The organism is Citrobacter amalonaticus (genome assembly GCF_037053465.1).
GTDB lineage: Bacteria > Pseudomonadota > Gammaproteobacteria > Enterobacterales > Enterobacteriaceae > Citrobacter_A > Citrobacter_A amalonaticus_H.
Map to the genome: position 1 here is coordinate 20,876 of NZ_JBALIF010000009.1, position 26,762 is coordinate 47,637.

Below are 26,762 nucleotides of genomic sequence, written 5' to 3' on the forward strand. Positions count from 1 at the left end.
GCGGTTATGATGTTTAAGCAATACCTGCAAGTAACGAAACCAGGCATCATCTTTGGCAACCTGATCTCGGTGATCGGGGGATTCCTGTTGGCCTCAAAGGGCAGCATCGATTATCCCCTGTTCATCTACACGTTGGTCGGGGTATCACTGGTTGTGGCGTCGGGTTGTGTATTTAACAACTACATCGACAGGGATATCGACAGGAAGATGGAAAGGACCAAAAACCGGGTGCTGGTTAAGGGACTGATCTCTCCTGGTGTCTCGCTGGTGTACGCCACCCTGCTGGGTATTGCTGGCTTCATGCTGCTGTGGTTTGGCGCGAACCCTCTGGCCTGCTGGCTGGGCGTGATGGGCTTTGTGGTTTATGTGGGCGTTTACAGTCTGTATATGAAACGCCACTCGGTCTACGGGACGCTGATCGGCTCGCTCTCCGGCGCCGCGCCGCCGGTAATTGGCTACTGCGCAGTAACCGGTGAGTTCGACAGCGGTGCGCTGATTCTACTGGCGATTTTCAGCCTGTGGCAGATGCCGCACTCGTATGCTATCGCGATTTTCCGCTTTAAGGATTATCAGGCGGCTAACATTCCGGTTCTGCCGGTGGTGAAAGGCATCTCCGTCGCCAAAAACCACATCACGCTGTACATCATCGCATTTGCTATCGCCACGCTGATGCTCTCTCTGGGCGGCTACGCCGGATATAAATATCTGGTCGTTGCGGCAGCCGTGAGCGTCTGGTGGTTAGGCATGGCGCTGCGCGGTTATAAAGTGGAAGATGACAGAGTCTGGGCACGCAAACTGTTTGGCTTCTCCATCATCGCCATTACTGCGCTCTCCGTGATGATGTCCGTCGACTTTATGGTGCCAGATTCACACAATCTGCTGACTTACGTCTGGTAAGTTAATCGCCGCATCTTCTATGCCGGATGGCGACTGACGCCTTATCCGGCCTACAAAAAAGCACATTGCTTGTAGGCCGGATAAGAGATGTTAGTATCGTCATCCGGCATTTTCGTCTCCAGCCGACGCCACTCACAGCCCTCAACATTTGTTAATAAAGCGCATATTTACCCCGCCTGCTTACCGCTTTACACTAAGCGCGAAATTGAGACAGAGGTGGGAATGAACGATTATAAAATGACGCCGGGTGAGTTACGCGCCACCTGGGGTTTAGGGACCGTATTTTCGCTACGTATGCTGGGCATGTTTATGGTCCTGCCCGTTCTGACCACATACGGCATGGCGCTACAGGGTGCCAGCGAAGCCCTGATCGGGCTTGCCATCGGCATCTATGGTCTGGCACAGGCTATCTTTCAGATCCCATTCGGACTGCTCTCCGACCGTATTGGCCGTAAACCGCTGATTGTCGGCGGACTTGCCGTGTTTATCCTCGGCAGCGTCATCGCTGCGCTGTCGGACTCTATCTGGGGCATTATTCTTGGGCGTGCGTTACAGGGTTCAGGCGCCATCGCCGCCGCGGTGATGGCGCTGCTGTCAGACCTCACTCGCGAACAAAATCGCACGAAAGCGATGGCGTTTATTGGCGTGAGCTTTGGCATCACCTTCGCGATTGCGATGGTGCTTGGGCCAATCATTACCCATGCTCTGGGACTCAATGCGCTTTTCTGGATGATTGCAATCCTGGCCGCGCTCGGGATCGTTCTCACGCTGTGGGTCGTCCCTGATAGCACCAACCATGTTTTAAACCGTGAATCGGGAATGGTAAAAGGCAGCTTCAGCAAAGTGCTGGCCGAACCGAAACTGCTGAAGCTTAACTTCGGCATCATGTGCCTGCACATTCTGCTGATGTCCACCTTCGTTGCCCTGCCCGGCCAACTCGCCGACGCCGGTCTGCCAGCCGCCGAACACTGGAAAGTGTATCTGGTGACGATGTTGATTTCCTTTGGTTCCGTCGTGCCGTTTATTATCTACGCCGAAGTGAAGCGGCGGATGAAACGCGTGTTTCTGTTCTGCGTGGCGCTGATTGTCATCGCGGAAATTGTACTCTGGGGCGCCGGGAACCATTTCTGGGAACTGATTGTTGGCGTTCAGTTATTCTTCCTGGCCTTCAATCTGATGGAAGCGCTTCTTCCTTCACTGATCAGCAAAGAGTCTCCGGCAGGCTATAAAGGAACGGCGATGGGCGTTTACTCCACCAGCCAGTTCCTCGGCGTCGCGCTCGGCGGTTCCCTCGGCGGCTGGGTCGACGGGATGTTTGACGGGCAAACCGTTTTCCTTGCGGGTGCGTTTCTCGCCGTCGCCTGGCTCGCTGTGGCCAGCACGATGAAAGAACCGCCCTACGTCAGCAGCCTGCGCGTCGTCATTCCACCGGACATCGCCGCCGATGACGCGCTGAAACAGCGTCTGCTGGCAACGGAAGGCGTTAGCGAAGTGCTGATTGCACCGCAGGAGCATTCGGCTTACGTGAAAATTGACAGTAAAGTGACAAACCGCTTTGAGATAGAAGAGGCCATCAGGCTGGGGTAAAAAGGAACACGGTCCGGAAAACCGGACCGTAAAAGATTAATCGCGGAAGTTTTTGAACTGGAAAGGCTGGCCCAAATCGCCGCCGCGCACCAGCGCCATCACGGACTGGAGATCGTCGCGGGATTTCCCGGTCACGCGAATCTCTTCCCCCTGAATTTGCGCCTGTACTTTCAGCTTGCTGTCTTTAATCAGCTTAACAATTTTCTTCTGCACCGCGCTCTCAATACCCTGCTTCAGCTTCGCTTCCACAAACCAGGTTTTACCGCTGTGGACGAACTCCTCCGGCACATCCAGGGATGAACCTTCAATGCCACGCTTGAGCAGCTTGGCGCGCAAAATGTCCAGAAGCTGATTGACCTGGAAATCAGACTCGCTCAGAACCTTGATGGTTTTATTGGCATCGTTGAGCTCAAAAGACGCTTCAACGCCACGAAAATCAAAGCGTGATTCCACTTCACGGATTGCGTTATCAACGCCGTTACGGGCTTCCTGAAGATCAACTTCAGAAACAATATCGAAAGATGGCATCTATTTCTCTCCCTTCATTTTTGATGCGAAGCATAATACCTGCAAAGTCTCTCAACAGACAGCGCTATACTATGTTAGTAAACACCTGGTGCTGTTGCGGGTGAGGAGGAAGAATGAAAATTACCGTTCTGGGATGCGGTGCCTTAGGGCAATTATGGCTTTCAGCGCTGTGCAAACAGGGACATGACGTACAGGGTTGGCTACGCGTGCCGCAACCCTACTGCAGTGTGAATGTGATTGAGACCGATGGGGAGATTTTTAATGAATCCCTGACGGCTAACGATCCGGAGTTTTTAGCCACCAGCGATCTGCTGCTGGTCACGCTAAAAGCCTGGCAAGTTTCAGACGCGGTCAAAGCTCTCGCGTCAACGCTACCGGAAACCGCGCCCATTCTGTTAATTCACAACGGTATGGGAACCATTGAAGAACTGCGTAATATCCCCCAACCTTTGCTGATGGGAACCACCACGCATGCCGCGCGCCGTGACGGCAATGTCATTATCCATGTCGCAAGCGGCACTACACGTATTGGTCCGGCGCGCGAGCAGGATGGGGATTTCAGCTATCTGGCCGATCTTCTGCAAGGCGTCTTGCCCGATGTTGCCTGGCACAACAATATCCGTGCCGAAATGTGGCGCAAGCTGGCGGTGAACTGCGTGATCAACCCGCTGACCGCGCTGTGGAATTGCCCGAACGGCGAACTGCGCAACCATCCTGGCGAAATGACTCTGATTTGTCAGGAAGTCGCGGCGGTCATTGAGCGCGAAGGTCATCACACCTCGGCCGATGATTTACGCTATTATGTCGAACAAGTTATTGACAGTACGGCAGAAAATATCTCATCGATGCTACAGGATATACGGGCACTGCGTCATACCGAGATTGATTACATAACCGGATACCTGCTGAAACGCGCCCGAGTCCACGGAATTGCGGTTCCGGAAAATAGCCGCCTGTTTGAGCTGGTAAAACGAAAGGAGAGTGAATATGAGCGCTCAAGCACTGGTATGCCTCGCCCCTGGTAGTGAAGAAACCGAAGCGGTTACCACTATCGATCTGTTGGTGCGTGGCGGTATTAACGTCACCACGGCGAGCGTCGCCAGCGATGGCAGCCTGACTATTGTTTGTTCGCGCGGCGTCAAACTGCTGGCGGATGCGCCGCTGGTTGAAGTCGCCGACGGTGATTATGACGTCATCGTTCTGCCCGGCGGCATCAAGGGCGCGGAATGTTTTCGCGACAGCACACTGCTGGTTGAAACCGTGAAGCAGTTTCATCGCTCCGGACGGATCGTCGCCGCCATTTGTGCCGCGGCTGCCACTGTGCTGGTTCCCCACGACATCTTTCCGATCGGCAACATGACGGGGTTCCCGGCGCTGAAAGATAATATTCCCGACGCGCAGTGGCAGGACAGACGCGTGGTGTGGGATCCCCGGGTGAAGCTGCTCACCAGCCAGGGCCCCGGTACCGCTATCGATTTTGGTTTGAAAATTATCGACCTGCTGGTTGGACGCGAGAAAGCCCATGAAGTGGCATCACAACTGGTAATAGCCGCAGGGATTTATAATTACTACGAGTAAGATGACGCAACGCTTGTCGTCCCCAGGCCGGATAAGACGCTTTAGCGTCTTATCCGACATCATCGTTGTGTTCATGCCTGATGGCGCTGCGCTGATCAGGCCTGGTGTCGGCACCGGCTCATCATTCAAAACCAGGGCGCGGAGCTCATCACGTTGCTGTAAAACAACATTCTACCGGCCAGTTCTCCGGTCACAATCAACGCCACCCATACCCAACTGCGCATCCCGCTGTTCAGACGTGATATACCCCACACTGCGACACACACGCTGGCGAAGAGTTGCCACCACAGCAGAGGGCTGGACGCATTGGCACCCGGAACCTGATAGCGAACCCACAGTGCGCCCGCACTCAATATGATGCCGACCACAATTCCTGCATTGCACAGGTTTGACGGGGATTTCCGCCAGTAGCCCAGAGCCACAGCCACACTCATAAATCCCGACAATACCGCCGTACCGAGAAACGCCACAGGCGTCGCCACACTGTGCCAAAGGGGATGCAGCGTCATCTGATAGTAAACTTGCGAAGTCACCACAATTGCGCCCAGCCCCGCCAGTGCCGTGATACCACCAAAAAGTGTCACCCCGCGCTGTTCTGGTCTGAACCAGCACAACACCACCCAGCAAAACATCAGGCCATTGAGCACAATACAGGCGACCACTTCCCGGCTGAGCCAGGAACGCTCCAGCCCGGCAAGCGAACGATACGCTCCTTCAGGCGAGCCCAGGTGCGCCAGCGACGCAAGCGATCCCAGCACGGTGATCACCCAGAACAGTAACGCCAGCGTGCGGTAGTGTATCGCGCTGAATTTCTCTGCGCTGAATAACTGATACAGTGTCAGCGCCAGCACACCGCCGATTCCCCACTGAACGAAAACGGTGAAGAAAACCAATGGCAATTCATAATGTTCCATTTCGTTCTCCTTAATCCCGTGGCGGAATAATGACAATGTTAGGCTGACTGATAGTGTGATCGGGCAGGTTGTAGCGCTTTTCCAGTAGCGTCCACTGCGTGGTGTGCTCTTTGCGCAGCTCCGCGATCTCGCCAAAGCGTAAAACGCCCGCCGGACAGGACTCTACACAACGCGGCTGTAAACCCTCATCCAGTCGTTCAGCACACAGATTGCATTTACTGGTTTTCCCTTCTTCGGGATCATAAACAGGCGCACTCCACGGACAGGCCATGATGCACATCCGACAGCCAATGCACCGCTCATGATCCTGTACGACGATGCCGTCAGCGCGTTTGGTATACGTTCCCGCCGGGCAAACCTTCATACACTGCGGATCATCGCAGTGATTGCATGACATGCTAATAAACGCCTGAGTGTTGGGTTCATCCGTTTGGCGTTCGCGAACCCGACGCCACAGAACGCCCAGCGGCGTGCTGTTTTCCGATTTGCAGGCCATGCTACAGGTTTTACAGCCATAGCAATTCTGCATATCAATAAGAAATCCATACTGTTTCATCGCGATTATGCCTCCCTTCTCACATCCACCAGCGTACTGTTGCAACAGTGACCATTCCCCAGCACTTCCACCTGATCGTTCGTGACATGGCTACTGCTTCCGCCTTGTTGCTCCCACCAGCCGTTATCCAGACTCACCACGCCGCGTTTGATATGCGTGGTCACGTCCGCAATCGCCCGGTGCTCACCCCGATGGTTGTACACCACGACCCACTCCCCGGCCTGAATCTGCCGCTGACGAGCATCTTCCGGGTGGATCATCACATTCGGCCGGTTTCGCTGAATCTCAAGGATCCATTCGTTCATTCCGTGGCTGGAATGGACGCTCCGCGCCAGTTTGCGCTGTACCGCCATTAACGGATACTGATGTGCCAGCTCGGGTGAACCTTTGACCGACTCTTTCACCTGCTTCCAGGTCACCACTGGCAGGAAATCTTTTTTAGCCCATTCTTCGATATAAAAATGCGCTTTGCCCGTCGAGGTACGAAACTGCCCCTCTTTAAACGGGATCCAGTCTTCTTCGACTGGACAAACCGGCCCTTTTTTCAGCATCTCCCGAGTGATACCCGATCCTTGCAGGCAGGCATCAATGTAATGTTCAATGGGCTGGTTAAAGACGTCACCAAAGCCAAAGCGCTCTGCCAGACGGGCAAAAATCCAGTAATCGGGTTTGGCTTCTCCCGGCGGTTCCACCGCTTTTTCCATCAGTTGCACATAGTGGCTGCGCACGCCCGCCATTAAGCTGACATCCTCAAAAATCGTCGTGACGGGGAGCACCAGATCGGCATACAGCGCAGATGAGGTCATCAGGTTATCGGCCACCACCACAAACGGCACTTTCTTAAAGGCCTCTCTGACCTTATTGGTATTGGGCAGTTGGGTCATCGCCCCCAGCGTCATGTTCCACCAGAATTTAATGGCGTGCGGCTTTTCGTTAACGACCCAGTCACCGATTTTGGGAATAGGAATGGGGGGGATTTTGGCCGCATTTGGCGCAGGAGGAACGATGGGCGAGAATTTCGCCATCTGTCGAACGCCCCCCGCATCGCAGACTCCTGCCCCGGCTTTTCCGATATTGCCGGTAATCAGCGCCAGGTAAAACTGGCTGGCCGCAACGTACGTACCAAACTCGGTTCGTTGAGCACCGGACATGTTCTGCACGATCATTGCAGGCTGTGTTGAGGCGTAATCTCGCGCCAGACGCAGCACCGTCTGCGCGGGGACATCGGTCTCTTCCTCGACTTTTTGCGCCGTCCACGGTTTCGCCTCTGTCCATACCTTTTCGAGTACAGTGGTGAAATCGCTGTTGGCGGGCAGTTCATCACTCAGTAATGCAGGCATAATGCCCGGTGCATCATGCCGTTTCAGAGACTGTGTCAGCGTATCAAAGACCAGATAGCTGTCCACATCCTGCGGATCGGCACGCATCAGCTGCTGCTGTTTATCCACCAGGTACACCGCACCGGTATGTGCGCGCAGGAAATCAGCGTCATAGCGTTTTTCCTGCATGATGATGTTGATCATCCCCAGCGCCAGCGCGATATCCGTTCCTGGTACAATCGGTACCCATTCATCCGCCTTCGCCGCCGTTTCGTTAAAACGGGGGTCGATCACCACCAGCCGCGCGCCGTTCCTCTGCGCCTGTGAATAGTTTTTAAAATAGGCATGCATAGTGACCGCCGGGTTATTTCCCCAGCACAGGATGTAGCGGCTATCCGCTATCGTGTCGCGGGTATCAGCATAGCGCAGGCCAACCATCGGCATCATCGCAGCGGTCACCGCCGCGCAGCATAGCGAACCGGCGGTTTTGGTACTGCCGCCGAGATAATCAAAAAAGGCCTTGCCCATGTCATTCTTGATAGAATCCATATTCCCGGAGGCGGCAGTAAGCAGTAAGCCTTTATTTCCGTCAGTGGCAATGGTCTCTCTGATTTTTTGTTCAATCAGATCCAGTGCGGCATCCCAGGTGATCGGTTTAAATTTCCCTTCGCCTTTTTCCCCGGTACGCAGCAACGGCTGTGTTAAACGTAACGGGTGATAGACCCATTTCGTTCGACTAATTCCCCGTAAGCAACATTTCACATTGAAGCCTTTTGTCGCTTCAATTTTCATTAACCGATCTTTCCAGACATACGCCGTCAGGTTGCAGTGCAGACACTCCATCGCGCAGGTCGAGCGAAAGGTCTGGTAGTCCTCTTGTTTTAGCCGAAATCGGGGTAATGGCGCGCCATTGGCCTGACGCAGGGTCAGAAACGTGGGGGCTAATGAGGACAGCCCTACCACACCTAACCCCTTTAGCAGGGTTCTTCTTTTTAATCGGATTTTGCTCAGTGCATCCATGTTCTTGCCTCCCAGATAAATTCACTATTAGTTAATCAAAGTACACCATTGATTAACCTGATACAGGTCAATATCTACCCATTTAGGCGTAGCCCTCTTTTTAAATGGCAAAGGCAGTCATGATTTCGGCCAGGATGGTATACTCGCGGGGAATTAAAAAAGAGAACGCATATGGATGAAACATCGCAAGGGGTCAATTCGGTTGATATCGCCGTCACTATACTGACGTTTGTTGCCAGTCAAAACGGTCAGGCACGGGCCATTGATATCGCTAACGGATGCAATTTATCCAAAAGTCGTTTACACAAGTACCTGGTTTCGCTCTGTCGGACCGGTATGCTGCGACAAAACGAAAAAGGGCTCTATTGTCTGGGATCTACGCTGCTTCAGTTGGCGGGCTCGCCGGCAACGAACACCGATCCTATCGGCGAACTCAATGCGGCTCTGATCGCGTTTCGCGATACCTATAATCATTCAACAGGGGTGGTGATAGCGACAGATAGCGGACTCGTACTCAGACACTACCATCGCAGTTTCCGCAATGTGGATATCGATTTCCTGCCCAATACGCCCGTGCCGCTTCATGCCAGTTCCGCCGGACAGGTGTTGATGAGTTTCTCCGACTATCAGCCGCAAAATCCGGCACAGGCGCAACTGATTGCGCAAATTCAGGCTCAGGGCTATGCGGTACGGTATAACCCAACTCAAGGGATCCCCGGTGCACAGTCGATTGCCTGTCCGTTCCGAAACCAAAAAGGAGAATTGGTGGCGATTGCCGTTACGATGGGATTTTTCAGTACGGATGCTATCCCGCAGATTGCTGCCCAACTGGTGAGGAGCGTCGCAGCGCTTGATCCACAACACTAAAGAGACCCCGGCGGCGCAAAGCCGGGGTCAACCATGATTACGGACGATACACTTTTACATTTTCAAAACCCTGCTCGCGCAGATACAGCGCCTGCAGACGGCTCATCACACCGCGCTCGCACCACAGCAGCCAGGTTTTGCTCTGATCAAGATTGCCAAACTGGGTGCTCAGCTTATAGAACGGCAGTGAAACCACCTCCACGCCATCCACCTTCAGCGGTTTATCGTCCTGCTCATCGGCAGAGCGGATATCCAGAATCACGTCGTTCGGACCAAAACCGCTCACGGTTTCGACCTCCACGACCTCCTGTTGGGTCTGCTGCGCGATTTCGCGAATATCGACATTGCTGGCTTCTTCAACCACTTTATCAAGAATGCTGAAGTCAAAGTTCTCTTCTTCCGCTTCAATCTTCGCCTTGATGGCTTTCACCGTCGGGCTTTTTGAAATCACGCCGCAATATTCCGGCATGGTACGGGCAAAATCTTCGGTACCAATCTGACGCGCCAGATTGATGATGTGCTCTTTGTCGTAAGAGATCAGCGGACGCAGAATCAACGTATCGGAGACGTTGTCGATAAGACGCAGGTTGGTCAGCGTCTGGCTGGAAACCTGGCCCAGCGCTTCGCCGGTCACCAGCGCCTGTACGCCATAACGTTCTGCCACTTTCGACGCGGCACGCACCATCATGCGTTTCAGCACCACGCCCATCTGACCATCATCAACTTTCTCAAGGATCTCGCCGACGACCGGCTCAAAGTTGATCGCCACAAAACGGACACGGTGCGAACTGCCAAAACGGTTCCAGAGATAGTGCGCCACCTGACGAACGCCAATTTCATGCGCTGCGCCGCCGAGGTTAAAGAAGCAGTAGTGAACACGGCAACCGCGACGCATCAGCATATAGCTGGAAACGCCGGAGTCGAAGCCGCCAGAAATCAGCGACAGCACGTCTTCCTGAGTGCCAATCGGGAAACCGCCGATCCCTTCGTAACGGCCTTTGATCAGCAGCAGACGATCGTCTTCCACTTCCAGATGAACCGTTACATCCGGATTGGTCAGCTTCACGCGCGCCGTTTCAATATGCTGGTTTAAACCGCCGCCAACGTAACGTTCCACATCGATAGAGCTAAACTCATGCTTACCGCGACGTTTAGCGCGCACGCAGAAAGTTTTGCCTTCCAGTTGATCGCGGTACTGCGCCAGCGCTTTCTCGAAAATATCGTGCATATCGGTGAACGGTACATCTTCGACTTCGAGAATATGGTGAATCCCCGGAATACGGGTCAGCGCGTCGCGAATAGCCAGGCGCTGGTTTTCATCTTTCGCGCGAACTTCGATGTTATCCCAGTGACGAACAACGGCGAGGGTCTCATCATAGTGCTTTAAAACGTTACGGATGTTTCCGGTCAGCATTTTTATAAAGCGCAAACGCACAGATTGGCTTTTGATGGTGATTTCCGGGAACAATTTAATGATAAACTTCATGGCGGCAATGGTTCTTGAGCAAGTCTTAGTGACTTGTTAGGGAAAAAAGTACAGCAGCCCATACCTGCGGCTGCATCCAGGCGCGGAAGTATATCACTATCATCGTGATCCTGCGCACATCCCCTTACCATTGTGCATTATTTGCTTATCAGTGCGAGTCCGTTACCATAGTCTTGTGCTGCCATTACAGAGAGTCAGACATTCATTATGCCGAAGAAAAATGAGGCGCCGGTCAGCTTTGAAACCTCGCTGAACGAGCTGGAGCAAATTGTTACCCGTCTGGAAAGTGGCGATCTGCCGCTGGAAGAGGCGCTGAACGAATTCGAACGTGGCGTGCAACTGGCACGTCAGGGTCAGGTGAAATTGCAACAGGCTGAACAGCGTGTGCAGATCCTGCTGTCTGACAATGAAGACGCAACCCCAACGCCTTTTACAGCGGATAATGAGTAAATGGATTTTTCGCACCAGCTAAAGAGCTGTGTTGAGCAGGCGAATCAGGCACTGAGCCGTTTTATCGCCCCGCTACCCTTTCAGAACACTCCCGTGGTCGAAACCATGCAGTATGGCGCACTATTAGGCGGTAAACGTCTGCGCCCGTTTCTGGTGTACGCCACCGGCCAGATGTTTGGTATCAGCCAGAGCACGCTGGATGCGCCAGCCGCCGCCGTTGAGTGCATTCATGCTTACTCATTGATCCATGATGATCTTCCCGCCATGGACGATGACGATTTGCGCCGCGGTCTGCCGACCTGTCACATCAAATTTGGCGAAGCAAATGCCATTCTGGCGGGCGATGCGTTGCAAACGCTGGCGTTCTCAATTATCAGCGATGCCCCGATGCCGGAAGTCGCCGACCGCGACCGGATCGCAATGATTTCCGAACTGGCGAATGCCAGTGGTATCGCCGGGATGTGTGGCGGTCAGGCTCTGGATCTGGAGGCCGAAGGAAAACAGGTGCCGCTGGAGGCGCTGGAAAAAATCCATCGTCATAAAACAGGCGCTCTGATTCGTGCTGCGGTTCGTCTTGGTGCATTAAGCGCTGGAGAAAAAGGCAGAAATGCCCTGCCGATACTCGACAGGTACGCAGAAAGTATCGGTCTGGCGTTCCAGGTCCAGGATGACATCCTGGATGTGGTGGGCGATACTGCAACGTTGGGTAAACGCCAGGGTGCTGACCAGCAGCTTGGCAAAAGTACCTATCCTGCACTTCTGGGTCTTGAGCAAGCCCGGAATAAAGCCCGGGATTTAATCGAAGACGCCCGTGAGTCGTTACAGCAACTGACCGCACAGTCACTCGATACCTCGGCACTGGAAGCGCTAGCGGACTACATAATCCAGCGTAATAAATGAACACTCTGTTTTACTTAAAGGCCTCTGATGAGTTTTGATATCGCCAAATACCCTACCCTGGCACTGGTCGACTCCACCCTGGAGTTACGACTGCTGCCAAAAGAGAGTCTGCCGAAGCTCTGCGACGAACTGCGCCGCTATCTACTCGACAGCGTGAGTCGTTCCAGCGGACATTTCGCCTCCGGGCTGGGCACGGTCGAACTGACCGTGGCGCTGCACTATGTCTACAACACCCCGTTTGACCAGCTTATCTGGGACGTGGGTCATCAGGCTTATCCGCACAAAATTTTAACCGGACGTCGCGACAAAATTGGCACCATTCGCCAGAAAGGCGGCCTGCATCCGTTCCCGTGGCGCGGCGAAAGTGAGTACGATGTGCTGAGCGTAGGCCACTCCTCTACCTCCATCAGCGCCGGTATTGGCGTGGCGGTTGCCGCAGAGAAAGAAGGCAAAGATCGCCGTACCGTCTGCGTCATCGGCGACGGGGCGATCACCGCCGGGATGGCATTCGAAGCGATGAACCACGCGGGCGATATCAAACCCGACATGCTGGTTATCCTCAACGACAACGAAATGTCGATTTCCGAGAATGTCGGCGCGCTGAACAATCACCTGGCGCAATTGCTCTCCGGCAAGCTCTACTCTTCCCTGCGTGAAGGCGGTAAAAAAGTATTCTCTGGCGTACCGCCGATTAAAGAACTGCTTAAACGTACCGAAGAGCATATTAAAGGTATGGTGGTGCCCGGTACGCTGTTTGAAGAACTGGGCTTTAACTACATCGGCCCGGTGGACGGTCACGATGTATTGGGGCTTATCACCACGCTGAAAAATATGCGCGATCTGAAAGGCCCACAGTTCCTGCATATCATGACCAAGAAAGGTCGTGGCTATGAGCCTGCGGAAAAAGACCCGATCACCTTCCACGCGGTGCCGAAATTCGATCCGTCCAGTGGATGTCTGCCGAAAAGCAGCGGTGGTTCGCCGAGTTATTCAAAAATCTTCGGCGACTGGCTGTGCGAAACCGCCGCCAAAGACAGTAAGCTGATGGCTATCACCCCGGCGATGCGCGAAGGCTCCGGTATGGTCGAGTTCTCCCGCAAGTTCCCGGACCGTTACTTTGACGTCGCCATTGCCGAGCAGCATGCGGTGACCTTTGCCGCCGGGCTGGCGATTGGTGGTTATAAACCCGTCGTGGCAATCTACTCAACCTTCCTGCAACGCGCTTACGATCAGGTGCTGCACGATGTGGCGATCCAAAAGCTGCCGGTCATGTTTGCCATCGACCGGGCGGGGATTGTCGGGGCTGACGGACAAACCCATCAGGGCGCGTTCGATCTCTCCTATCTGCGCTGCATTCCGGACATGGTCATCATGGCCCCGAGCGATGAGAACGAATGCCGCCAGATGCTGTTCACTGGTTATCACTACAATGACGGCCCGACGGCGGTTCGCTACCCGCGCGGAAATGCAGTGGGCGTTGAACTGACGCCGCTGGAAAAACTGCCTGTCGGGAAAGGCATTGTGAAACGTCACGGTGAGAAGGTGGCAATTCTCAACTTTGGTACATTAATGCCGGAAGCGGCGAAAGTCGCAGAATCCCTCAACGCCACGCTGGTTGATATGCGTTTTGTGAAACCGCTGGATGAAGCGCTGATTCTGGAGATGGCCGCGCGTCATAATGTGCTGGTCACAGTAGAAGAAAATGCCATTATGGGTGGTGCGGGCAGCGGGGTAAACGAAGTGCTGATGGCCCATCGTAAGCCGGTTCCTGTCCTCAATATTGGCCTGCCTGACTTCTTCATCCCACAGGGAACGCAGGACGAAGCCCGCGCCGAACTGGGACTGGATGCGGCGGGCATTGAGGCCAAAATCAAGGCCTGGCTGGCATAATCCCTTCTTCGCTCCTGCTATGCTTAATGAATCATGAGCATAGCAGGAGCCATCATATGCAATACAACCCCCTCGGAAAAACGGACCTGCGGGTTTCCCGTCTCTGTCTGGGCTGCATGACGTTCGGTGAACCCAATCGCGGCAATCACGCCTGGACGCTTCCTGAAGAGAGCAGCCGCCCCATTATCAAACGCGCCCTGGAAGGCGGTATCAATTTTTTCGATACGGCCAACAGCTACTCCGCAGGCAGCAGCGAAGAGATCGTCGGTCGCGCCCTGCGTGATTTCGCGCGTCGGGATGAGGTAGTGGTCGCAACGAAAGTGTTTCACCAGGTCGATGATCTGCCGGAAGGCCTGTCCCGGGCACAGATCCTGCGTTCCATTGATGACAGCCTGCGACGGCTGGGAATGGACTACGTCGATATCCTGCAAATTCATCGCTGGGACTACAACACGCCCATTGAAGAGACGCTGGAAGCGCTGAACGACGTGGTCAAAGCAGGAAAGGCGCGTTACATCGGCGCTTCCTCCATGCACGCATCACAGTTTGCCCAGGCGCTGGCGTTGCAAAAACAGCACGGCTGGGCGCAGTTTGTCAGTATGCAGGACCACTACAACCTGATCTATCGCGAGGAAGAGCGCGAAATGCTGCCGCTGTGCTATCAGGAAGGCGTGGCCGTGATCCCCTGGAGTCCGCTGGCCCGGGGCCGTCTGACGCGTCCGTGGGGAGAAACCACGGCCCGTCTGGTTTCAGACGAAGTGGGGAAAAAGCTGTATAGCGAAAGCGACGAAAATGATGCACAAATTGCCGCACGGCTGGCCGGTGTGAGTGAAGAGCTTGGCGCGACGCGTGCTCAGGTGGCGCTGGCGTGGCTGTTGAGTAAACCGGGCATTGCCGCACCGATTATTGGCACTTCGCGGGAAGAACAGCTTGATGAGCTGCTGAATGCCGTGGATCTCACGCTGAAACCTGAGCACATCGCCGAACTGGAAACGCCGTACAAACCGCATCCGGTGGCGGGATATAAATAAGAAAACGTGCCCGATGGCGCTACGCTTATCGGGCCTACGGACACCGAATATAATACGATGCCAGGCCGGATAAGGCGGTTACGCCGCCATCCGGCATAGGCATTCAAATAATCCCAACCGGCCAGTGATGCCCGATGAAATAAAGGATCCCGGCGGAAATCACCCCGGCAACGATATCGTCCACCATGATCCCCATCCCGCCATGTACATTGCGATCGAACCAACGGATCGGCCACGGCTTCCACATATCGAGAGCACGGAAAATCACGAATCCGGCGGCGACCCACTGCCAGTCGTTAGTCGGCAGCGCCATCAGCGTTATCCACATACCAATGAATTCGTCCCAGACGATGCTCCCGTGATCGTGCACGCCCATATCTTTTGCCGTCTGATGGCAAAGATAGACGCCGATACAGATGCCCAGCATCACCACCAGCGAATAAAGCTGCCACGGCAGAAAGGTCATCAGATACCAGAAGGGAATCGCGGCCAGCGACCCCATCGTGCCCGGGACAACGGGGCTGAGACCGCTGCCAAACCCCGTAGCCAGTAAATGCCACGGGTTAAGCAAATTCAGACGGCTTTTGGCGACATCTTTATGGCGTGGCAAAATGGTCATATCCTTTCCAGTCAAAGGTAACAGGCTCACCGTCACGTATGAAGCGAATGCCTTCCACATCCGCACTCATCTGTCCAATGCAGGTAAAAGGCACGCCAAGCTGCCCAATCGCGACGTCGAGCGCCCCACGATTGAGTTCCGGTACCGTAAAGCATAATTCATAGTCTTCCCCGCCCGACAGCGCCCAGCGCAATGCCTGTTCCGGTTCGACGTGACGCGTCATCGCGTCTGACCAGGGCAGCGCATCGACATCAATACGTGCGCCACAGGCGCTGGCGTTCACGATATGCCCGAGATCGGAAATCAACCCGTCGGAAAGATCAATAGCAGAACTGGCCAGATCGCGCAGCGCCTGACCGTGCAAAATACGCGGCGTTGGGCGCAGGTGACGTTTTAGCAGATAATCGCTGTCGGCAGCATCGGCCACCCGCAAACGGTTTTGCAAAATAGCCAGACCCGCCGCGCTATCACCCGGTGTGCCAGTCACGTAAATCCAGTCGCCAGGCTTCGCGCCGGAACGTTTCAGAGCGCGTCCAGCCGGCACATAGCCGTGGATACCCAGCGTCATCGACAGCGGTCCACGCGTGGTGTCACCGCCAATGAGCTGCATATCATAGTAATTCAGGAGTTCAAACAGACTGTCACTGAAGGTTTCCAGCCACGCTTCATCCACCTGCGGCAAGGTGATCGCCAGCGTAAGCCACGCCGGATCCGCGCCCATAGCCGCCAGATCGCTCAAATTTACAGCCAGCGCTTTGTACGCCAGATCGGCAGGATCGATGTCCGCCAGGAAGTGGTTGCCTGCGACCAGCGTATCGGTGCTGATTGCCAGCGTCTGTTTTTCAGGGATATTCAGAAGCGCACAATCGTCGCCAATACCGGTTTCGACATCGAGACGAGAGCTTCTGACACGGTCAAAATAACGGGCAATCAGGGAGAACTCGCCGCATGCCATACGTTATGCCTCAGCAGAAAAAATGAAAAAGCCGTCAGAACAGCGAAATCGCTTTCGCTTTACTGACGGCCTGGAGATTACTTTTTGTTGGGGCGAATCACAGGCGCTGCTTTATCCAGTACGCCGTTGACGAACTTGTGGCTGTCTTCCGCACCGAACGTTTTCGCCAGTTCGATCGCTTCGTTGATGGCCACTTTGTAAGGCACATCGCTACGTTTAGACAGCTCGAACAGCGCAATACGCAGTACAGCTTTTTCGACCTGGCCCAGCTCTTCCAGCAGGCGAGACAGATAAGGCTTCATCAGGCCATCCAGGTACGCGCTGTTAGTCGCCACCCCGGACAGCAGTTCACGGAAGTACATGACGTCGACATCTTTCACGTCCTGTTCTGCCAGGAACTGGTATTCAACATCAGCGATGTCGTTCTGGGACAACTGCCAGGAGTAGAGCGCCTGAACGGCACACTCACGAGCGCGGCGACGAGCAGCAGGTTTCACGGATTTCCCCTTACAAAAATCAGGCCTTGATGGCTTTCAATACATTAATCATTTCAAGCGCGGTCAGTGCAGCTTCCGCGCCTTTGTTGCCAGCTTTCGTGCCGGCACGTTCAATCGCTTGTTCAATGCTTTCGGTGGTCAGTACGCCAAAGGCGACCGGAATTTCGCTGTCCTGAGCGACATGCGCCAGACCATTGCTTGCACCGCCCGCGACGTATTCGAAGTGAGCCGTGCCGCCACGAATGACCGTACCCAGCGCAATCACCGCGTCATATTTACCGGTTTTCGCCAGTGCGCCAGCCGCCAGCGGCAGTTCGTAGGCACCAGGAACCCAAACGACGGTAATGTTTTCATCTTTGACCTGACCAATACGTTTCAGGGCGTCAATCGCACCTTCCAGCAGGCTGTCATTGATAAAGTTGTTGAAACGCGCAATGGTGATGGCGACGCGAGCGTCAGGGGTAGCAACGTTAGCTTCAATAATGTTCATAATCTTCCTTCGGGTTCGATATGGCCCCGTAAGGGGGGCGGATTTTATCATAATATTCTGTGCGCTGCTTGTTCTTATTCAGAAAGCCTCACGCAGGGTAGACATGCAGGCAAACGTCCGGACCCACCTGGCGTATCTCATTGAATTTAAAATGGGGGGCATCTGCCAGTTTCTCAAGGCCTGGCAACACACATAATCCCCTGGCATCACTGCCTAACAGTGTAGGCGCAAGATAGACGATAAGCTCATCGACCACACCCGCCTGCAACAGTGCGCCAGCCAGCGTGGGTCCGGCTTCTACCCAGAGGCTGTTAATCTGCTGCTTGCCCAGTAACATCATCAGTACCACCAGATCCAGATGACCGTTATGCTCTGGCACCATAATTGTGCGGACCGAATCGGGCCAGACGCGCGCGTCTTCTTTTGTGCGCGCAATCCAGGTTTCCCCAGGCTGTTGCACCAGCCGGTGTTCTGGCGTCACGCGATTCTGACTGTCTATCACAATGCGCACCGGCTGGCGCACAGCATCCTGCGGATAAACCGCCTGCGTCGCATCGCCCAGTTCGGACCAACGCACGGTAAGCTGCGGGTCGTCCGCCAGCACTGTCGCGCTGCTGGTCAAAATGGCGTGACTTTGCGCGCGCAGACGCTGAACATCACGACGCGCCGCTGGCGAGGTAATCCACTGGCTTTCGCCGCTGGACATCGCCGTACGACCATCCAGCGAAGCGCCGAGTTTTAGTTGCACATAGGGAAATCCGGTCCGCATGCGTTTGAGGAAGCCTTTGTTTAATGCCTCAACTTCGCTCATCATCAGCCCGTGGCTAACGTCGATACCCGCCTGCTGCAGGCGATATAATCCACGCCCTGCCACCTGCGGATTCGGATCCTGCATCGCGGCCACCACGCGCGTCACACCAGCGGCTATCAGCGCGTCACAGCACGGCGGTGTACGACCGTGATGGCTGCACGGTTCAAGAGTGACGTAAGCCGTTGCGCCATTGGCCTTTTCGCCCGCCATGCGCAGGGCATGCACTTCCGCATGTGGTTCGCCGGCACGATGGTGATAGCCTTCACCGACAATCTCGCCATTCTTCACAATGACGCAACCGACGTTAGGGTTGGGATGGGTGGTAAACCGCCCGCGCTGCGCCAGTTTCAGCGCTCGCGCCATGTATAACTCATCCTGCATGGCTTAATCCTGTAGGCGAGCGATCTCTTCGCCAAATTCTTTGATATCTTCGAAGCTGCGGTAAACGGAGGCAAAGCGGATGTAGGCGACTTTATCGAGTTTTTTCAATTGTTCCATCACCAGATTGCCAATCATCTTGCTGGGAACTTCACGCTCACCGGTGGCACGCAGTTGCGATTTGATGTGATTCAACGCCATTTCGACGTCGTCAGAACTCACTGGACGTTTTTCCAGCGCGCGCTGCATTCCACTGCGGAGCTTTTCTTCGTTAAACGGTTCGCGCACATCGTTGCTTTTCACCACGCGCGGCATCACAAGTTCTGCCACTTCAAAGGTGGTGAAACGTTCATTACAAACCAGACACTGCCGACGGCGGCGTACCGAAGAGCCTTCGCCTACGAGACGAGAATCAATGACTTTGGTATCTACGGCGAAACAGAATGGGCAATGCATACGGCGTCCTGACCAGGTGGTTAACAGAAATCTATTTTAACCTGAACTGGCGTGACAACAAAGGCGCAACGCTTTTGAGACAATGGATCGATGTCTTAACGCCATTTACGATCTACCATTGGGTCATCGCGAACAGTCAGGAAATAAGAGAGATGACAAGACCTTACCTAAGAATTCTCCTGGTGGGAAGTCTCTTTAGTCTGAGCGCCTGCGCACAGCAAAGCGAGGTACGCCAGATGCATCAAAGCGTTTCAACGCTCACTAAAGAGATGAACCAGCTCAATAAAGAAACCGTAAAGATTACCCAGCAAAACAGTCTGAACGTGAAATCAACCCGCGGAGTCTATCTGCTGCCAGGTTCTAATACTCCTGCCCGTCTTAACAGCCAGATTGGCACATTGCGCATGTCGCTTATCAACATTGCTCCAAATGCGGACAGTACGCGCGTAACGTTGCAGATTCAGGGCGAGTCCAATGATCCTCTGCCCGCCTTTAGTGGAACCGTGGAATATGGGCAAATTCAGGGAACAACTGACAATTATCAGGAAGTAAACGTGCAGAATCAGTTGATCAATGCCCCTGCCAGCATTCTGGCACCGAGTGATGTAGACATCCCACTGCAACTGAATGGACTAACGCCCGACCAGTTAGGCTTTGTTCGCATCCACGATATCCAGCTTGTGACTCAATAAACCTACCGGCGGAACGTTTTGTGCGTTCCGCAACATCATTTCCCCTCCTTTTGTGACTCCTCTTACATCCTGAGCATTTTTACTAAATATTGGCAACAGGAATGAAAGTCAGTACAATCGCCGCGCAAAAATACGCAAACGTGAACGCAATCGATTACGCAGATGATAGAACTGTGAAACGTGACAGATTTTTGTGAGCAATGATTTCTATAATAGGCTCCGCAGAAACATGAAATATTTAGAAACGCTATTTGCGCCTTTTCACTCCCGTCAGGGATTTCAAACAGTGGCATACATATGAAAAAAACATTACTTGCAGCCAGTGCAGTGCTCGCGCTCTCCTCGTCATTCACCGTGAACGCCGCGGAAAATGACAAACCACAGTATCTTTCTGACTGGTGGCACCAGAGCGTAAACGTCGTGGGTAGTTATCACACCCGTTTCGGACCACAGATCCGAAACGATACCTATCTGGAATATGAAGCCTTCGCGAAAAAAGACTGGTTTGATTTCTATGGTTACATGGATGCGCCAGTGTTCTTCGGTGGTAACACCGACGCGAAAGGTATCTGGAACCACGGTTCTCCGCTGTTTATGGAAATCGAACCGCGTTTCTCTATCGACAAACTGACCGGGACAGACCTGAGCTTCGGTCCGTTTAAAGAATGGTACTTCGCCAACAACTATATCTACGACATGGGTCGTAACAAAGATGGCCGCCAGAGCACCTGGTACATGGGTCTGGGTACCGACATCGACACCGGTCTGCCAATGAGCCTGTCCCTGAACGTTTATGCGAAATATCAGTGGCAGAACTACGGTGCGGCGAACGAAAACGAATGGGACGGCTACCGTTTCAAAGTGAAATACTTCGTGCCAATCACCCAACTGTGGGGGGGGAACCTGAGCTACATCGGTTTCACCAACTTTGACTGGGGTTCCGATCTCGGCGACAACGACTTCTCCGATCTGAACGGCAACAAAGCGCGTACCAACGACTCTATCGCCTCCAGCCACATTCTGGCGCTGAACTACGACCACTGGCACTACTCTGTTGTTGCCCGTTACTGGCACAATGGCGGTCAGTGGAACGACGACGCTGAGTTGAACTTCGGTAAGGGCAACTTCAACGTGCGTTCTACCGGCTGGGGTGGCTATCTGGTTGTTGGCTACAACTTCTGATAACGTCTCACTTCCCGCAAAAGCCAGCCTGAGCGCTGGCTTTTTTATGCGTGCGTTTCATTACGGATCTTGCGTAAGAAATCACTCAGTGAACGGTCGGCGCGCTCGCAAAATCGTCTGTCGAGCGGCGTGATGCTTAAACAGCGATCGACACGAAAACAGCGATAATCTTCGCGTCGCTCGCACCAGGCTACCAGCAGCCAGAACTTTCCTTCGAAGAAGATCCCTAACGGCTGCACGTCCCGCCAGGAAAGCTGCCCCGCCTCGTCGCGGTAATGCAGCGCCAGCACCTGCTGAGCGGTCACCGCCCGGTGGATCACATCGAACGCGCTACGTGAATGGCTCTGTGTGCCAAAGTCCGGCGCGAAGATCCGCGCCTGCTCCGCTTTGCGTCGGCTCTCTTCCGGTAATATCGCCAGTACCTTTTCTTGCGCCGATTCCAGCTCCCGCGAGAGCAAATCACCGCCCCAGGTGTGTAACAGACGGATAGCCGCAATCAATGCTTCCGATTCCCGGTGCGTCAACATGAGCGGCGGAAGATCAAACCCTGCCATCAACCGATAACCGCTGCCCGCCTCTCCTTCAACGGGAACGCCGGAGAGCGAAAGATCGCGGATATCGCGATAAATCGTTCTCTCGGAAACCTCAAGCCGTTGTGCTAACAGCGCTGCCGTTGTTAGCCGTCTGCCACGCAATATCTGGACGATTTGAAACAAGCGGTCAGCGCGACGCGTCATAGTTGCTCTCAGTGATTAAGCCGGTTGATGTAAACCCACACGGTTACCTTCGCTGTCAGTAAACAGCGCAATGGTGCCAATCTCTTTCCCGAGATCGATCGGACCAAACACACATCGACCACCTGCGGTCGCCACGCGATCCAGCGTCGCCTGGAGGTCATCCGTATGCAGATAAACAATCGCCCCTTGTTGTGAAGGCGCGATACCGTCAAATTTTGCCAGCGCCCCGCCGGTTGCCGGATCGTCATACGGGAACACCGCCAGATCGGCGGACGCCATTTTCTCCCGACGTAACGACAACCCCATGACCGGTTCATAAAAGGCAATCGCTCGCGCCATATCTGTTACGGGAATTTCAAACCAGTTGATGATGCTTTTCATTGTTCCTCCTGACTCGGTGGGTGAATTCAGGAAGAGAATAAAACAGGGTTCCTGACAGCATAGTGTCAGTATTGTTTGCAGGACAAGGGGAAAGCAGAAAAGAAAAATCCCGATCTGATGACCGGGATTTCTGAACGTTAACTTAACCGTTGCTTACGGCAGAATAGACGGCTGATCCGCCCCTTCTTTCTCCACTTTCTGCTGCAGCATATGCTCGCGCTTCATGCCCAGCTTCAGCGCCAGCGCCGATGCGACGTAGATAGACGATGCCGTACCGATGGACACCCCGATAAGCATAGTCAGCGAGAAGCCTTCCAGCACCGGACCACCGAACAGGAACAACATCAGGATAACCATTAAGGTCGTACCAGAGGTGATCAACGTACGGTGCAGCGTCTGGGTCAGTGACACGTTAAAGATCTCGTAAGGCGTCCCGCGACGAATTTTGCGGAAGTTTTCACGAATACGGTCAGAGACCACGATACTGTCGTTAAGCGAGTAACCGATAACAGACATCAGCGATGCCACGATCGTCAGGTCAATCTCAATGTGGAATAACGACAGGATCCCAAGCGTAATGATAACGTCGTGCGCCAGTGCGATAACCACACCTGCCGCCAGTCGCCATTCAAAACGGAAACCGACGTAGACCAGAATGGAGATCAGTGCCGCCAGCAGCGCCATCGCACCGGTTTGCGCCAGGTCAGCCCCTACGCTCGGTCCCACGAATTCAATTCGCTTCACCGCCGCGTTCTGGTTGGTGGATTCGTTAATCACACTCAACACTTTGCTGCCCAGCACCTGACCACCGTTTGCTCCTTCCGTCGGTGGCATACGCACCATGATGTCGTGGCTGCTGCCGAAGTTCTGTAAGAGCGGGTCAACAAAACCCGCTTTTTCCAGCGCATCGCGCATCACGTCCATCTCAGCCGGTTTTTCCAGCGTGATTTCAATCACCGTACCGCCGGTGAAATCGAGGCCCCAGTTAAAGCCACGTACACCCATCACGACAACGGCCAGAACCAACAGAAGGCCGGAAATGCCAAAAGCCCAGTAGTCCCAGCGCATAAAGTCGATGACTTTACGGCCGTGGTTTAATTGTTCAACAGTATATTCCTGTGCCACTTCGCACTCCTCAGATTGACAGCTTTTTGACGCGCTTGCCGCCATACAACAGGTTTACGATGGCACGTGTACCGACGATCGCGGTAAACATCGACGTCGCCACACCGATACCGGTAGTAATCGCGAACCCTTTAATTGCCCCAGTGCCAACGGCATACAGGATAATCACTTTAATAAGCGTCGTGATGTTCGCATCGAAGATGGAACTGAACGCGCCTGCATACCCTTCGTTGATCGCCTGTTGTACCGAACGCCCGTTGCTCAACTCTTCTTTGATACGTTCGTTGATCAGAACGTTCGCATCGACGGCGACGGCAAGGGTTAAGACGATCCCCGCAATCCCCGGCATACTCAACGTGGCCCCCGGCAGCAGCGACATAATGCCGACAATCATCACCAGGTTAGCGATCAGCGCGCTTGTCGCAATCAGACCAAATTTCTTATAGAACAGAATCATGAACAGGATGGACACGGCCAGACCTGCCAGACACGCTTCCAGACCCTGCTTGATGTTCTGCATCCCCAGAGTTGGACCGATGGTACGTTCTTCAACAATCTGAATCGGCGCAATCAGCGCACCGGCACGCAGCAGCAGCGAGAGTTGACGCGCTTCGTTCGGGTTGTTGATCCCGGTAATACGGAAGCTGTTGCCCAGGCGAGACTGGATGTTGGCGATGTTAATCACCTCTTCCTGTTTCACCAGTAGCGCACGACCATTTGCATCTTTCTTACCACTGTCTTTGTACTCCACAAACAGGGTCGCCATCGGTTTACCGATATTGTCCTTGGTGAAGTTAGACATAATGTTGCCACCCGCGCTATCCAGTGAAATGTTCACCTGCGGTTGGTTGTATTCGTCCTGGCTCGACGTGGAGTCAGTGATATGGTCACCGGTCAGGATCACACGTTTGTACAGCACAACCGGCTGACCTTCGCGCGTCTGTTTCACTTCAGAATCGCCAGGCACACGACCAGAGGCCGCAGCAGACTGGTCAACGTTGGTATTCACCAGACGGAATTCCAGTGTCGCTGTCGCGCCCAGAATCTCTTTCGCACGCGCCGTATCCTGAATACCCGGCAGTTCGACCACAATTCGGTCTGCACCCTGACGCTGAACCACCGGTTCGGCAACGCCCAACTGGTTCACACGGTTACGCAGGATGTTGATGTTCTGCTGTACCGCGTATTCACGCGCTTCGCTCAGACGCGCATCGGTCATCACCGCACGCAGCGCGGTGCTTCCCTGGCTGGAGATAACCAGATCCGGGTGACGCTTGCTGAGGTAAGCAATCGCTTTATCACGCGCACTGGCATCACGGAAATTAATGCTCAGACCGTAATTGTCTTCTTTACGAACGGTAGTGTAAGGAATACCGTCAGTACGCAGATCGCTGCGCAGGCTGTCGATATTTTGTTCCTGCAATTTGCCAAGCGCGGTATCCATATCCACTTCCATCAGGAAGTGAACGCCGCCACGCAGGTCAAGACCGAGTTTCATCGGTTCTGCTTTAATGGCAGCCAGCCAGCGCGGAGTTGCCGGAGCAAGGTTAAGCGCCACGACATATTTATCACCCAGCACGTCCACCAGCGCTTCACGGGCGCGCAGTTGGATGTCGGTGGTGTCGAAGCGCGCAAGAATAGCGCCCTCTTCCAGTGCCACAGACTTAGCGGTAATTTTTTCTTTTTGTAACGTATTCTGGACCTGGATCAGCGTTTGCTCACTGGCGGCGACACCGCGCGCGCCAGTGATTTGAACAGCCGGATCCTCACCATACAGGTTGGGAAGCGCATACAACAGACCGACGGCAATAACGACGATCAGCATGACATACTTCCACAAAGGATAACGGTTTAACACGGCAGTTCCCTTCGGGAAAAGTTTCTATTACAGCGCCTTCATCGTGCCTTTCGGCAGAACGGCAGCTACGAAGTCACGTTTGATTACCACTTCCGTGGTGTCGTTCAGTGCGATAGCGATGTAGCCAGTTTCAGCGACTTTAGTCACTCGACCCACCAGGCCACCGTTAGTCAGAACTTCATCACCTTTGGCGATAGAAGCCATCAGGTTTTTATGTTCTTTAGTGCGCTTCTGCTGTGGACGCAGGATCATGAAATAGAAAATCAGACCAAACACCACCAGCATCAGAATCAGAGACATCGGGCTGCCCTGCGCCGGAGCACCTGTTGCCGCTACCGCATCAGAAATAAAAAAGCTCATTCAAATTCCCTCATTATTAAAATTAATCAACATTCAAAGGTGGAACTGGTCGACCCTGACGTTGGTAAAAATCGGTCACGAAGCTCTCTAATTTACCCTCTTCAATAGCCTTGCGTAAACCCGCCATCAAACGCTGGTAGTAACGCAGATTATGAATCGTGTTGAGACGTGCGCCCAATATTTCATTGCAACGATCAAGATGATGCAAGTAGGCACGCGAGTAATTACGACAAGTGTAGCAATCACACTCAGCATCGAGTGGGCTGGTGTCGCTTTTATACTTCGCATTACGAATTTTCACCACGCCATCGGTCACGAACAAGTGACCATTACGGGCATTTCGGGTTGGCATTACGCAGTCAAACATATCAATACCGCGACGCACGCCTTCAACCAAATCTTCTGGTTTACCAACACCCATCAGGTAACGCGGTTTATCTGCCGGAATTTGCGGGCAAACATGCTCCAGAATACGGTGCATGTCCTCTTTTGGCTCACCCACAGCCAAACCGCCGACAGCGTAGCCATCAAAGCCAATCTCTACCAGACCTTTCACAGAGATATCGCGTAAATCTTCGTAAACGCTGCCCTGGATGATGCCGAACAGCGCATTTTTGTTCTGTAAAGAGTCAAAACGGTCGCGGCTACGCTTCGCCCAGCGCAAAGACATCTCCATTGATCGTTTAGCATAGTCCCAGTCAGCCGGATATGGCGTGCATTCGTCAAAGATCATGACAATATCGGAACCGAGATCGTACTGAATCTCCATTGACTTTTCAGGATCGAGGAAAATGGGATCGCCATTGATCGGGTTACGGAAGTGCACGCCTTGTTCCGTGATCTTACGAATGTCACCCAGGCTGAAAACCTGAAAACCGCCGGAGTCGGTCAGAATCGGGCCTTTCCACTGCATAAAATCATGCAGGTCGCCGTGCAGTTTCATGATCTCCTGGCCCGGACGCAGCCAGAGATGGAAGGTATTACCGAGGATAATTTGCGCGCCGGTTGCTTCAACTTCTTCCGGCGTCATGCCTTTAACAGTGCCGTAGGTCCCTACGGGCATAAAAGCTGGCGTTTCGACGACGCCACGATCAAACACCAGGCGGCCACGGCGGGCGCGTCCGTCGGTGGTATCCAGTTCAAATTTCATTTTTTCTCCAGTACGTCAGAAAAACAGTCCAACGTGTCAACCAGCGCC

At 53.9% G+C, this 26,762-nt stretch carries 28 protein-coding genes; 11 read left to right on the forward strand and 17 right to left on the reverse strand.

Going from position 1 to position 26,762, the window contains the following annotated elements:
- Positions 1–6 precede the first annotated feature (6 nt).
- Both cyoE and WB371_RS15790 read left to right on the forward strand, forming a co-directional pair.
- The gene (cyoE, locus tag WB371_RS15785) at positions 7–897 is read left to right on the forward strand and encodes a heme o synthase (protein ID WP_195295774.1); all 891 of its coding nucleotides are present in this window, start codon (positions 7–9) and stop codon (positions 895–897) included.
- Positions 898–1,119: 222 nt separating this feature from the next.
- Complete coding sequence (locus tag WB371_RS15790; protein ID WP_336220990.1) at positions 1,120–2,484, forward strand: MFS transporter; 1,365 nt, start codon at positions 1,120–1,122, stop codon at positions 2,482–2,484.
- Positions 2,485–2,520: 36 nt separating this feature from the next.
- Here the strand turns inward: WB371_RS15790 and WB371_RS15795 are convergent, their stop codons facing one another.
- Complete coding sequence (locus WB371_RS15795; protein ID WP_336220991.1) at positions 2,521–3,012, reverse strand: YajQ family cyclic di-GMP-binding protein; 492 nt, start codon at positions 3,010–3,012, stop codon at positions 2,521–2,523.
- 113 nt (positions 3,013–3,125) lie between these two features.
- On the opposite strand from WB371_RS15795, the gene panE reads away from it, so the two are divergent.
- Both panE and yajL read left to right on the forward strand, forming a co-directional pair.
- On the forward strand, positions 3,126–4,037 hold the full coding sequence (gene panE, locus WB371_RS15800; RefSeq protein ID WP_336220992.1) for a 2-dehydropantoate 2-reductase: 912 nt from the start codon (positions 3,126–3,128) through the stop codon (positions 4,035–4,037).
- Positions 4,000–4,590: a protein deglycase YajL gene (gene yajL, locus WB371_RS15805; protein WP_336220993.1), complete on the forward strand. Its 591-nt coding sequence runs from the start codon at positions 4,000–4,002 to the stop codon at positions 4,588–4,590. Before panE ends, yajL begins: the two co-directional genes overlap by 38 nt.
- A gap of 125 nt (positions 4,591–4,715) precedes the next feature.
- On the opposite strand, the gene WB371_RS15810 is transcribed toward yajL, so the two are convergent.
- From WB371_RS15810 to WB371_RS15820, 3 genes are read right to left on the reverse strand one after another with little or no spacing between them, the layout of a single operon-like run.
- Positions 4,716–5,504, reverse strand: a complete 789-nt coding sequence (locus WB371_RS15810) for a dimethyl sulfoxide reductase anchor subunit family protein (RefSeq protein ID WP_336220994.1) — start codon at positions 5,502–5,504, stop codon at positions 4,716–4,718.
- 10 nt (positions 5,505–5,514) lie between these two features.
- Positions 5,515–6,060, reverse strand: a complete 546-nt coding sequence (locus WB371_RS15815; RefSeq protein WP_336220995.1) for a 4Fe-4S dicluster domain-containing protein — start codon at positions 6,058–6,060, stop codon at positions 5,515–5,517.
- A 5-nt stretch (positions 6,061–6,065) separates the two neighbouring features.
- Entirely contained in the window at positions 6,066–8,399 is a 2,334-nt protein-coding gene (locus tag WB371_RS15820; protein WP_336220996.1) for a molybdopterin-dependent oxidoreductase, read from the reverse strand.
- A gap of 171 nt (positions 8,400–8,570) precedes the next feature.
- Between WB371_RS15820 and WB371_RS15825 the strand changes: the two genes are divergently transcribed.
- Positions 8,571–9,266, forward strand: coding sequence for an IclR family transcriptional regulator (locus WB371_RS15825; RefSeq protein WP_336220997.1), 696 nt, complete (start codon positions 8,571–8,573; stop codon positions 9,264–9,266).
- Between the two features lie 37 nt (positions 9,267–9,303).
- Here the strand turns inward: WB371_RS15825 and thiI are convergent, their stop codons facing one another.
- The gene (thiI, locus tag WB371_RS15830) at positions 9,304–10,752 is read right to left on the reverse strand and encodes a tRNA uracil 4-sulfurtransferase ThiI (RefSeq protein ID WP_336220998.1); all 1,449 of its coding nucleotides are present in this window, start codon (positions 10,750–10,752) and stop codon (positions 9,304–9,306) included.
- 207 nt (positions 10,753–10,959) lie between these two features.
- On the opposite strand from thiI, the gene xseB reads away from it, so the two are divergent.
- The 4 genes from xseB to yajO are packed head-to-tail and all read left to right on the forward strand — an operon-like array spanning position 10,960 to position 15,023.
- Positions 10,960–11,202, forward strand: coding sequence for an exodeoxyribonuclease VII small subunit (gene xseB, locus WB371_RS15835; RefSeq protein ID WP_336221000.1), 243 nt, complete (start codon positions 10,960–10,962; stop codon positions 11,200–11,202).
- Positions 11,203–12,102 carry a (2E,6E)-farnesyl diphosphate synthase gene (ispA, locus tag WB371_RS15840; protein ID WP_336221001.1) on the forward strand — a complete coding sequence of 300 codons (900 nt, stop codon included), beginning with the start codon at positions 11,203–11,205 and terminating at the stop codon, positions 12,100–12,102.
- 27 nt (positions 12,103–12,129) lie between these two features.
- A complete protein-coding gene (dxs, locus tag WB371_RS15845; RefSeq protein ID WP_336221002.1) occupies positions 12,130–13,992 on the forward strand; it encodes a 1-deoxy-D-xylulose-5-phosphate synthase in 1,863 nt (620 codons plus the stop codon).
- A 56-nt stretch (positions 13,993–14,048) separates the two neighbouring features.
- Positions 14,049–15,023 carry a 1-deoxyxylulose-5-phosphate synthase YajO gene (yajO, locus tag WB371_RS15850; protein WP_336221003.1) on the forward strand — a complete coding sequence of 325 codons (975 nt, stop codon included), beginning with the start codon at positions 14,049–14,051 and terminating at the stop codon, positions 15,021–15,023.
- Between the two features lie 103 nt (positions 15,024–15,126).
- Here yajO and pgpA read toward each other — a convergent pair whose 3' ends face one another.
- From pgpA to nrdR, 6 genes are all read right to left on the reverse strand, one after another.
- Positions 15,127–15,642, reverse strand: a complete 516-nt coding sequence (gene pgpA / locus WB371_RS15855) for a phosphatidylglycerophosphatase A (RefSeq protein WP_336221004.1) — start codon at positions 15,640–15,642, stop codon at positions 15,127–15,129.
- A complete protein-coding gene (thiL, locus tag WB371_RS15860; protein WP_336221005.1) occupies positions 15,620–16,597 on the reverse strand; it encodes a thiamine-phosphate kinase in 978 nt (325 codons plus the stop codon). Before thiL ends, pgpA begins: the two co-directional genes overlap by 23 nt.
- 77 nt (positions 16,598–16,674) lie before the next feature.
- Positions 16,675–17,094, reverse strand: a complete 420-nt coding sequence (gene nusB, locus WB371_RS15865; protein WP_012904818.1) for a transcription antitermination factor NusB — start codon at positions 17,092–17,094, stop codon at positions 16,675–16,677.
- Between the two features lie 19 nt (positions 17,095–17,113).
- Positions 17,114–17,584 carry a 6,7-dimethyl-8-ribityllumazine synthase gene (gene ribE, locus WB371_RS15870; protein ID WP_001021161.1) on the reverse strand — a complete coding sequence of 157 codons (471 nt, stop codon included), beginning with the start codon at positions 17,582–17,584 and terminating at the stop codon, positions 17,114–17,116.
- A gap of 88 nt (positions 17,585–17,672) precedes the next feature.
- The gene (ribD, locus tag WB371_RS15875) at positions 17,673–18,776 is read right to left on the reverse strand and encodes a bifunctional diaminohydroxyphosphoribosylaminopyrimidine deaminase/5-amino-6-(5-phosphoribosylamino)uracil reductase RibD (RefSeq protein WP_336221006.1); all 1,104 of its coding nucleotides are present in this window, start codon (positions 18,774–18,776) and stop codon (positions 17,673–17,675) included.
- Positions 18,777–18,779: 3 nt separating this feature from the next.
- Positions 18,780–19,229 (reverse strand): transcriptional regulator NrdR, encoded by a 450-nt coding sequence (gene nrdR / locus WB371_RS15880; RefSeq protein WP_042324561.1) that lies wholly within the window; start codon positions 19,227–19,229, stop codon positions 18,780–18,782.
- A gap of 152 nt (positions 19,230–19,381) precedes the next feature.
- On the opposite strand from nrdR, the gene WB371_RS15885 reads away from it, so the two are divergent.
- Positions 19,382–19,921: a DUF3251 domain-containing protein gene (locus tag WB371_RS15885; protein WP_336221007.1), complete on the forward strand. Its 540-nt coding sequence runs from the start codon at positions 19,382–19,384 to the stop codon at positions 19,919–19,921.
- 297 nt (positions 19,922–20,218) lie between these two features.
- On the forward strand, positions 20,219–21,103 hold the full coding sequence (locus tag WB371_RS15890) for a nucleoside-specific channel-forming protein Tsx (RefSeq protein WP_336221008.1): 885 nt from the start codon (positions 20,219–20,221) through the stop codon (positions 21,101–21,103).
- 44 nt (positions 21,104–21,147) lie between these two features.
- Here WB371_RS15890 and WB371_RS15895 read toward each other — a convergent pair whose 3' ends face one another.
- From WB371_RS15895 to tgt, 6 genes are all read right to left on the reverse strand, one after another.
- Entirely contained in the window at positions 21,148–21,840 is a 693-nt protein-coding gene (locus tag WB371_RS15895) for a YafY family protein (RefSeq protein WP_336221009.1), read from the reverse strand.
- 15 nt (positions 21,841–21,855) lie between these two features.
- Positions 21,856–22,221 (reverse strand): VOC family protein, encoded by a 366-nt coding sequence (locus WB371_RS15900; protein WP_336221010.1) that lies wholly within the window; start codon positions 22,219–22,221, stop codon positions 21,856–21,858.
- A gap of 153 nt (positions 22,222–22,374) precedes the next feature.
- Positions 22,375–23,346, reverse strand: a complete 972-nt coding sequence (gene secF / locus WB371_RS15905; protein WP_336221011.1) for a protein translocase subunit SecF — start codon at positions 23,344–23,346, stop codon at positions 22,375–22,377.
- A 10-nt stretch (positions 23,347–23,356) separates the two neighbouring features.
- On the reverse strand, positions 23,357–25,204 hold the full coding sequence (gene secD, locus WB371_RS15910) for a protein translocase subunit SecD (protein WP_336221012.1): 1,848 nt from the start codon (positions 25,202–25,204) through the stop codon (positions 23,357–23,359).
- A 27-nt stretch (positions 25,205–25,231) separates the two neighbouring features.
- Entirely contained in the window at positions 25,232–25,564 is a 333-nt protein-coding gene (yajC, locus tag WB371_RS15915; protein WP_336221013.1) for a preprotein translocase subunit YajC, read from the reverse strand.
- A 22-nt stretch (positions 25,565–25,586) separates the two neighbouring features.
- Positions 25,587–26,714, reverse strand: a complete 1,128-nt coding sequence (tgt, locus tag WB371_RS15920) for a tRNA guanosine(34) transglycosylase Tgt (RefSeq protein WP_336221014.1) — start codon at positions 26,712–26,714, stop codon at positions 25,587–25,589.
- Positions 26,715–26,762: the final 48 nt, after the last annotated feature.

Excerpts from the sequence above, each read along its gene's own strand:
- cyoE (WP_195295774.1), top strand. The coding sequence starts at position 7 with ATGATGTTTAAGCAATACCTGCAAGTAACGAAACCAGGCATCATCTTT.
- WB371_RS15790 (WP_336220990.1), top strand. The coding sequence starts at position 1,120 with ATGAACGATTATAAAATGACGCCGGGTGAGTTACGCGCCACCTGGGGT.
- WB371_RS15795 (WP_336220991.1), bottom strand. The coding sequence starts at position 3,012 with ATGCCATCTTTCGATATTGTTTCTGAAGTTGATCTTCAGGAAGCCCGT.
- panE (WP_336220992.1), top strand. The coding sequence starts at position 3,126 with ATGAAAATTACCGTTCTGGGATGCGGTGCCTTAGGGCAATTATGGCTT.
- yajL (WP_336220993.1), top strand. The coding sequence starts at position 4,000 with ATGAGCGCTCAAGCACTGGTATGCCTCGCCCCTGGTAGTGAAGAAACC.
- WB371_RS15810 (WP_336220994.1), bottom strand. The coding sequence starts at position 5,504 with ATGGAACATTATGAATTGCCATTGGTTTTCTTCACCGTTTTCGTTCAG.
- WB371_RS15815 (WP_336220995.1), bottom strand. The coding sequence starts at position 6,060 with ATGAAACAGTATGGATTTCTTATTGATATGCAGAATTGCTATGGCTGT.
- WB371_RS15820 (WP_336220996.1), bottom strand. The coding sequence starts at position 8,399 with ATGGATGCACTGAGCAAAATCCGATTAAAAAGAAGAACCCTGCTAAAG.
- WB371_RS15825 (WP_336220997.1), top strand. The coding sequence starts at position 8,571 with ATGGATGAAACATCGCAAGGGGTCAATTCGGTTGATATCGCCGTCACT.
- thiI (WP_336220998.1), bottom strand. The coding sequence starts at position 10,752 with ATGAAGTTTATCATTAAATTGTTCCCGGAAATCACCATCAAAAGCCAA.
- xseB (WP_336221000.1), top strand. The coding sequence starts at position 10,960 with ATGCCGAAGAAAAATGAGGCGCCGGTCAGCTTTGAAACCTCGCTGAAC.
- ispA (WP_336221001.1), top strand. The coding sequence starts at position 11,203 with ATGGATTTTTCGCACCAGCTAAAGAGCTGTGTTGAGCAGGCGAATCAG.
- dxs (WP_336221002.1), top strand. The coding sequence starts at position 12,130 with ATGAGTTTTGATATCGCCAAATACCCTACCCTGGCACTGGTCGACTCC.
- yajO (WP_336221003.1), top strand. The coding sequence starts at position 14,049 with ATGCAATACAACCCCCTCGGAAAAACGGACCTGCGGGTTTCCCGTCTC.
- pgpA (WP_336221004.1), bottom strand. The coding sequence starts at position 15,642 with ATGACCATTTTGCCACGCCATAAAGATGTCGCCAAAAGCCGTCTGAAT.
- thiL (WP_336221005.1), bottom strand. The coding sequence starts at position 16,597 with ATGGCATGCGGCGAGTTCTCCCTGATTGCCCGTTATTTTGACCGTGTC.
- ribE (WP_001021161.1), bottom strand. The coding sequence starts at position 17,584 with ATGAACATTATTGAAGCTAACGTTGCTACCCCTGACGCTCGCGTCGCC.
- ribD (WP_336221006.1), bottom strand. The coding sequence starts at position 18,776 with ATGCAGGATGAGTTATACATGGCGCGAGCGCTGAAACTGGCGCAGCGC.
- nrdR (WP_042324561.1), bottom strand. The coding sequence starts at position 19,229 with ATGCATTGCCCATTCTGTTTCGCCGTAGATACCAAAGTCATTGATTCT.
- WB371_RS15885 (WP_336221007.1), top strand. The coding sequence starts at position 19,382 with ATGACAAGACCTTACCTAAGAATTCTCCTGGTGGGAAGTCTCTTTAGT.
- WB371_RS15890 (WP_336221008.1), top strand. The coding sequence starts at position 20,219 with ATGAAAAAAACATTACTTGCAGCCAGTGCAGTGCTCGCGCTCTCCTCG.
- WB371_RS15895 (WP_336221009.1), bottom strand. The coding sequence starts at position 21,840 with ATGACGCGTCGCGCTGACCGCTTGTTTCAAATCGTCCAGATATTGCGT.
- WB371_RS15900 (WP_336221010.1), bottom strand. The coding sequence starts at position 22,221 with ATGAAAAGCATCATCAACTGGTTTGAAATTCCCGTAACAGATATGGCG.
- yajC (WP_336221013.1), bottom strand. The coding sequence starts at position 25,564 with ATGAGCTTTTTTATTTCTGATGCGGTAGCGGCAACAGGTGCTCCGGCG.
- tgt (WP_336221014.1), bottom strand. The coding sequence starts at position 26,714 with ATGAAATTTGAACTGGATACCACCGACGGACGCGCCCGCCGTGGCCGC.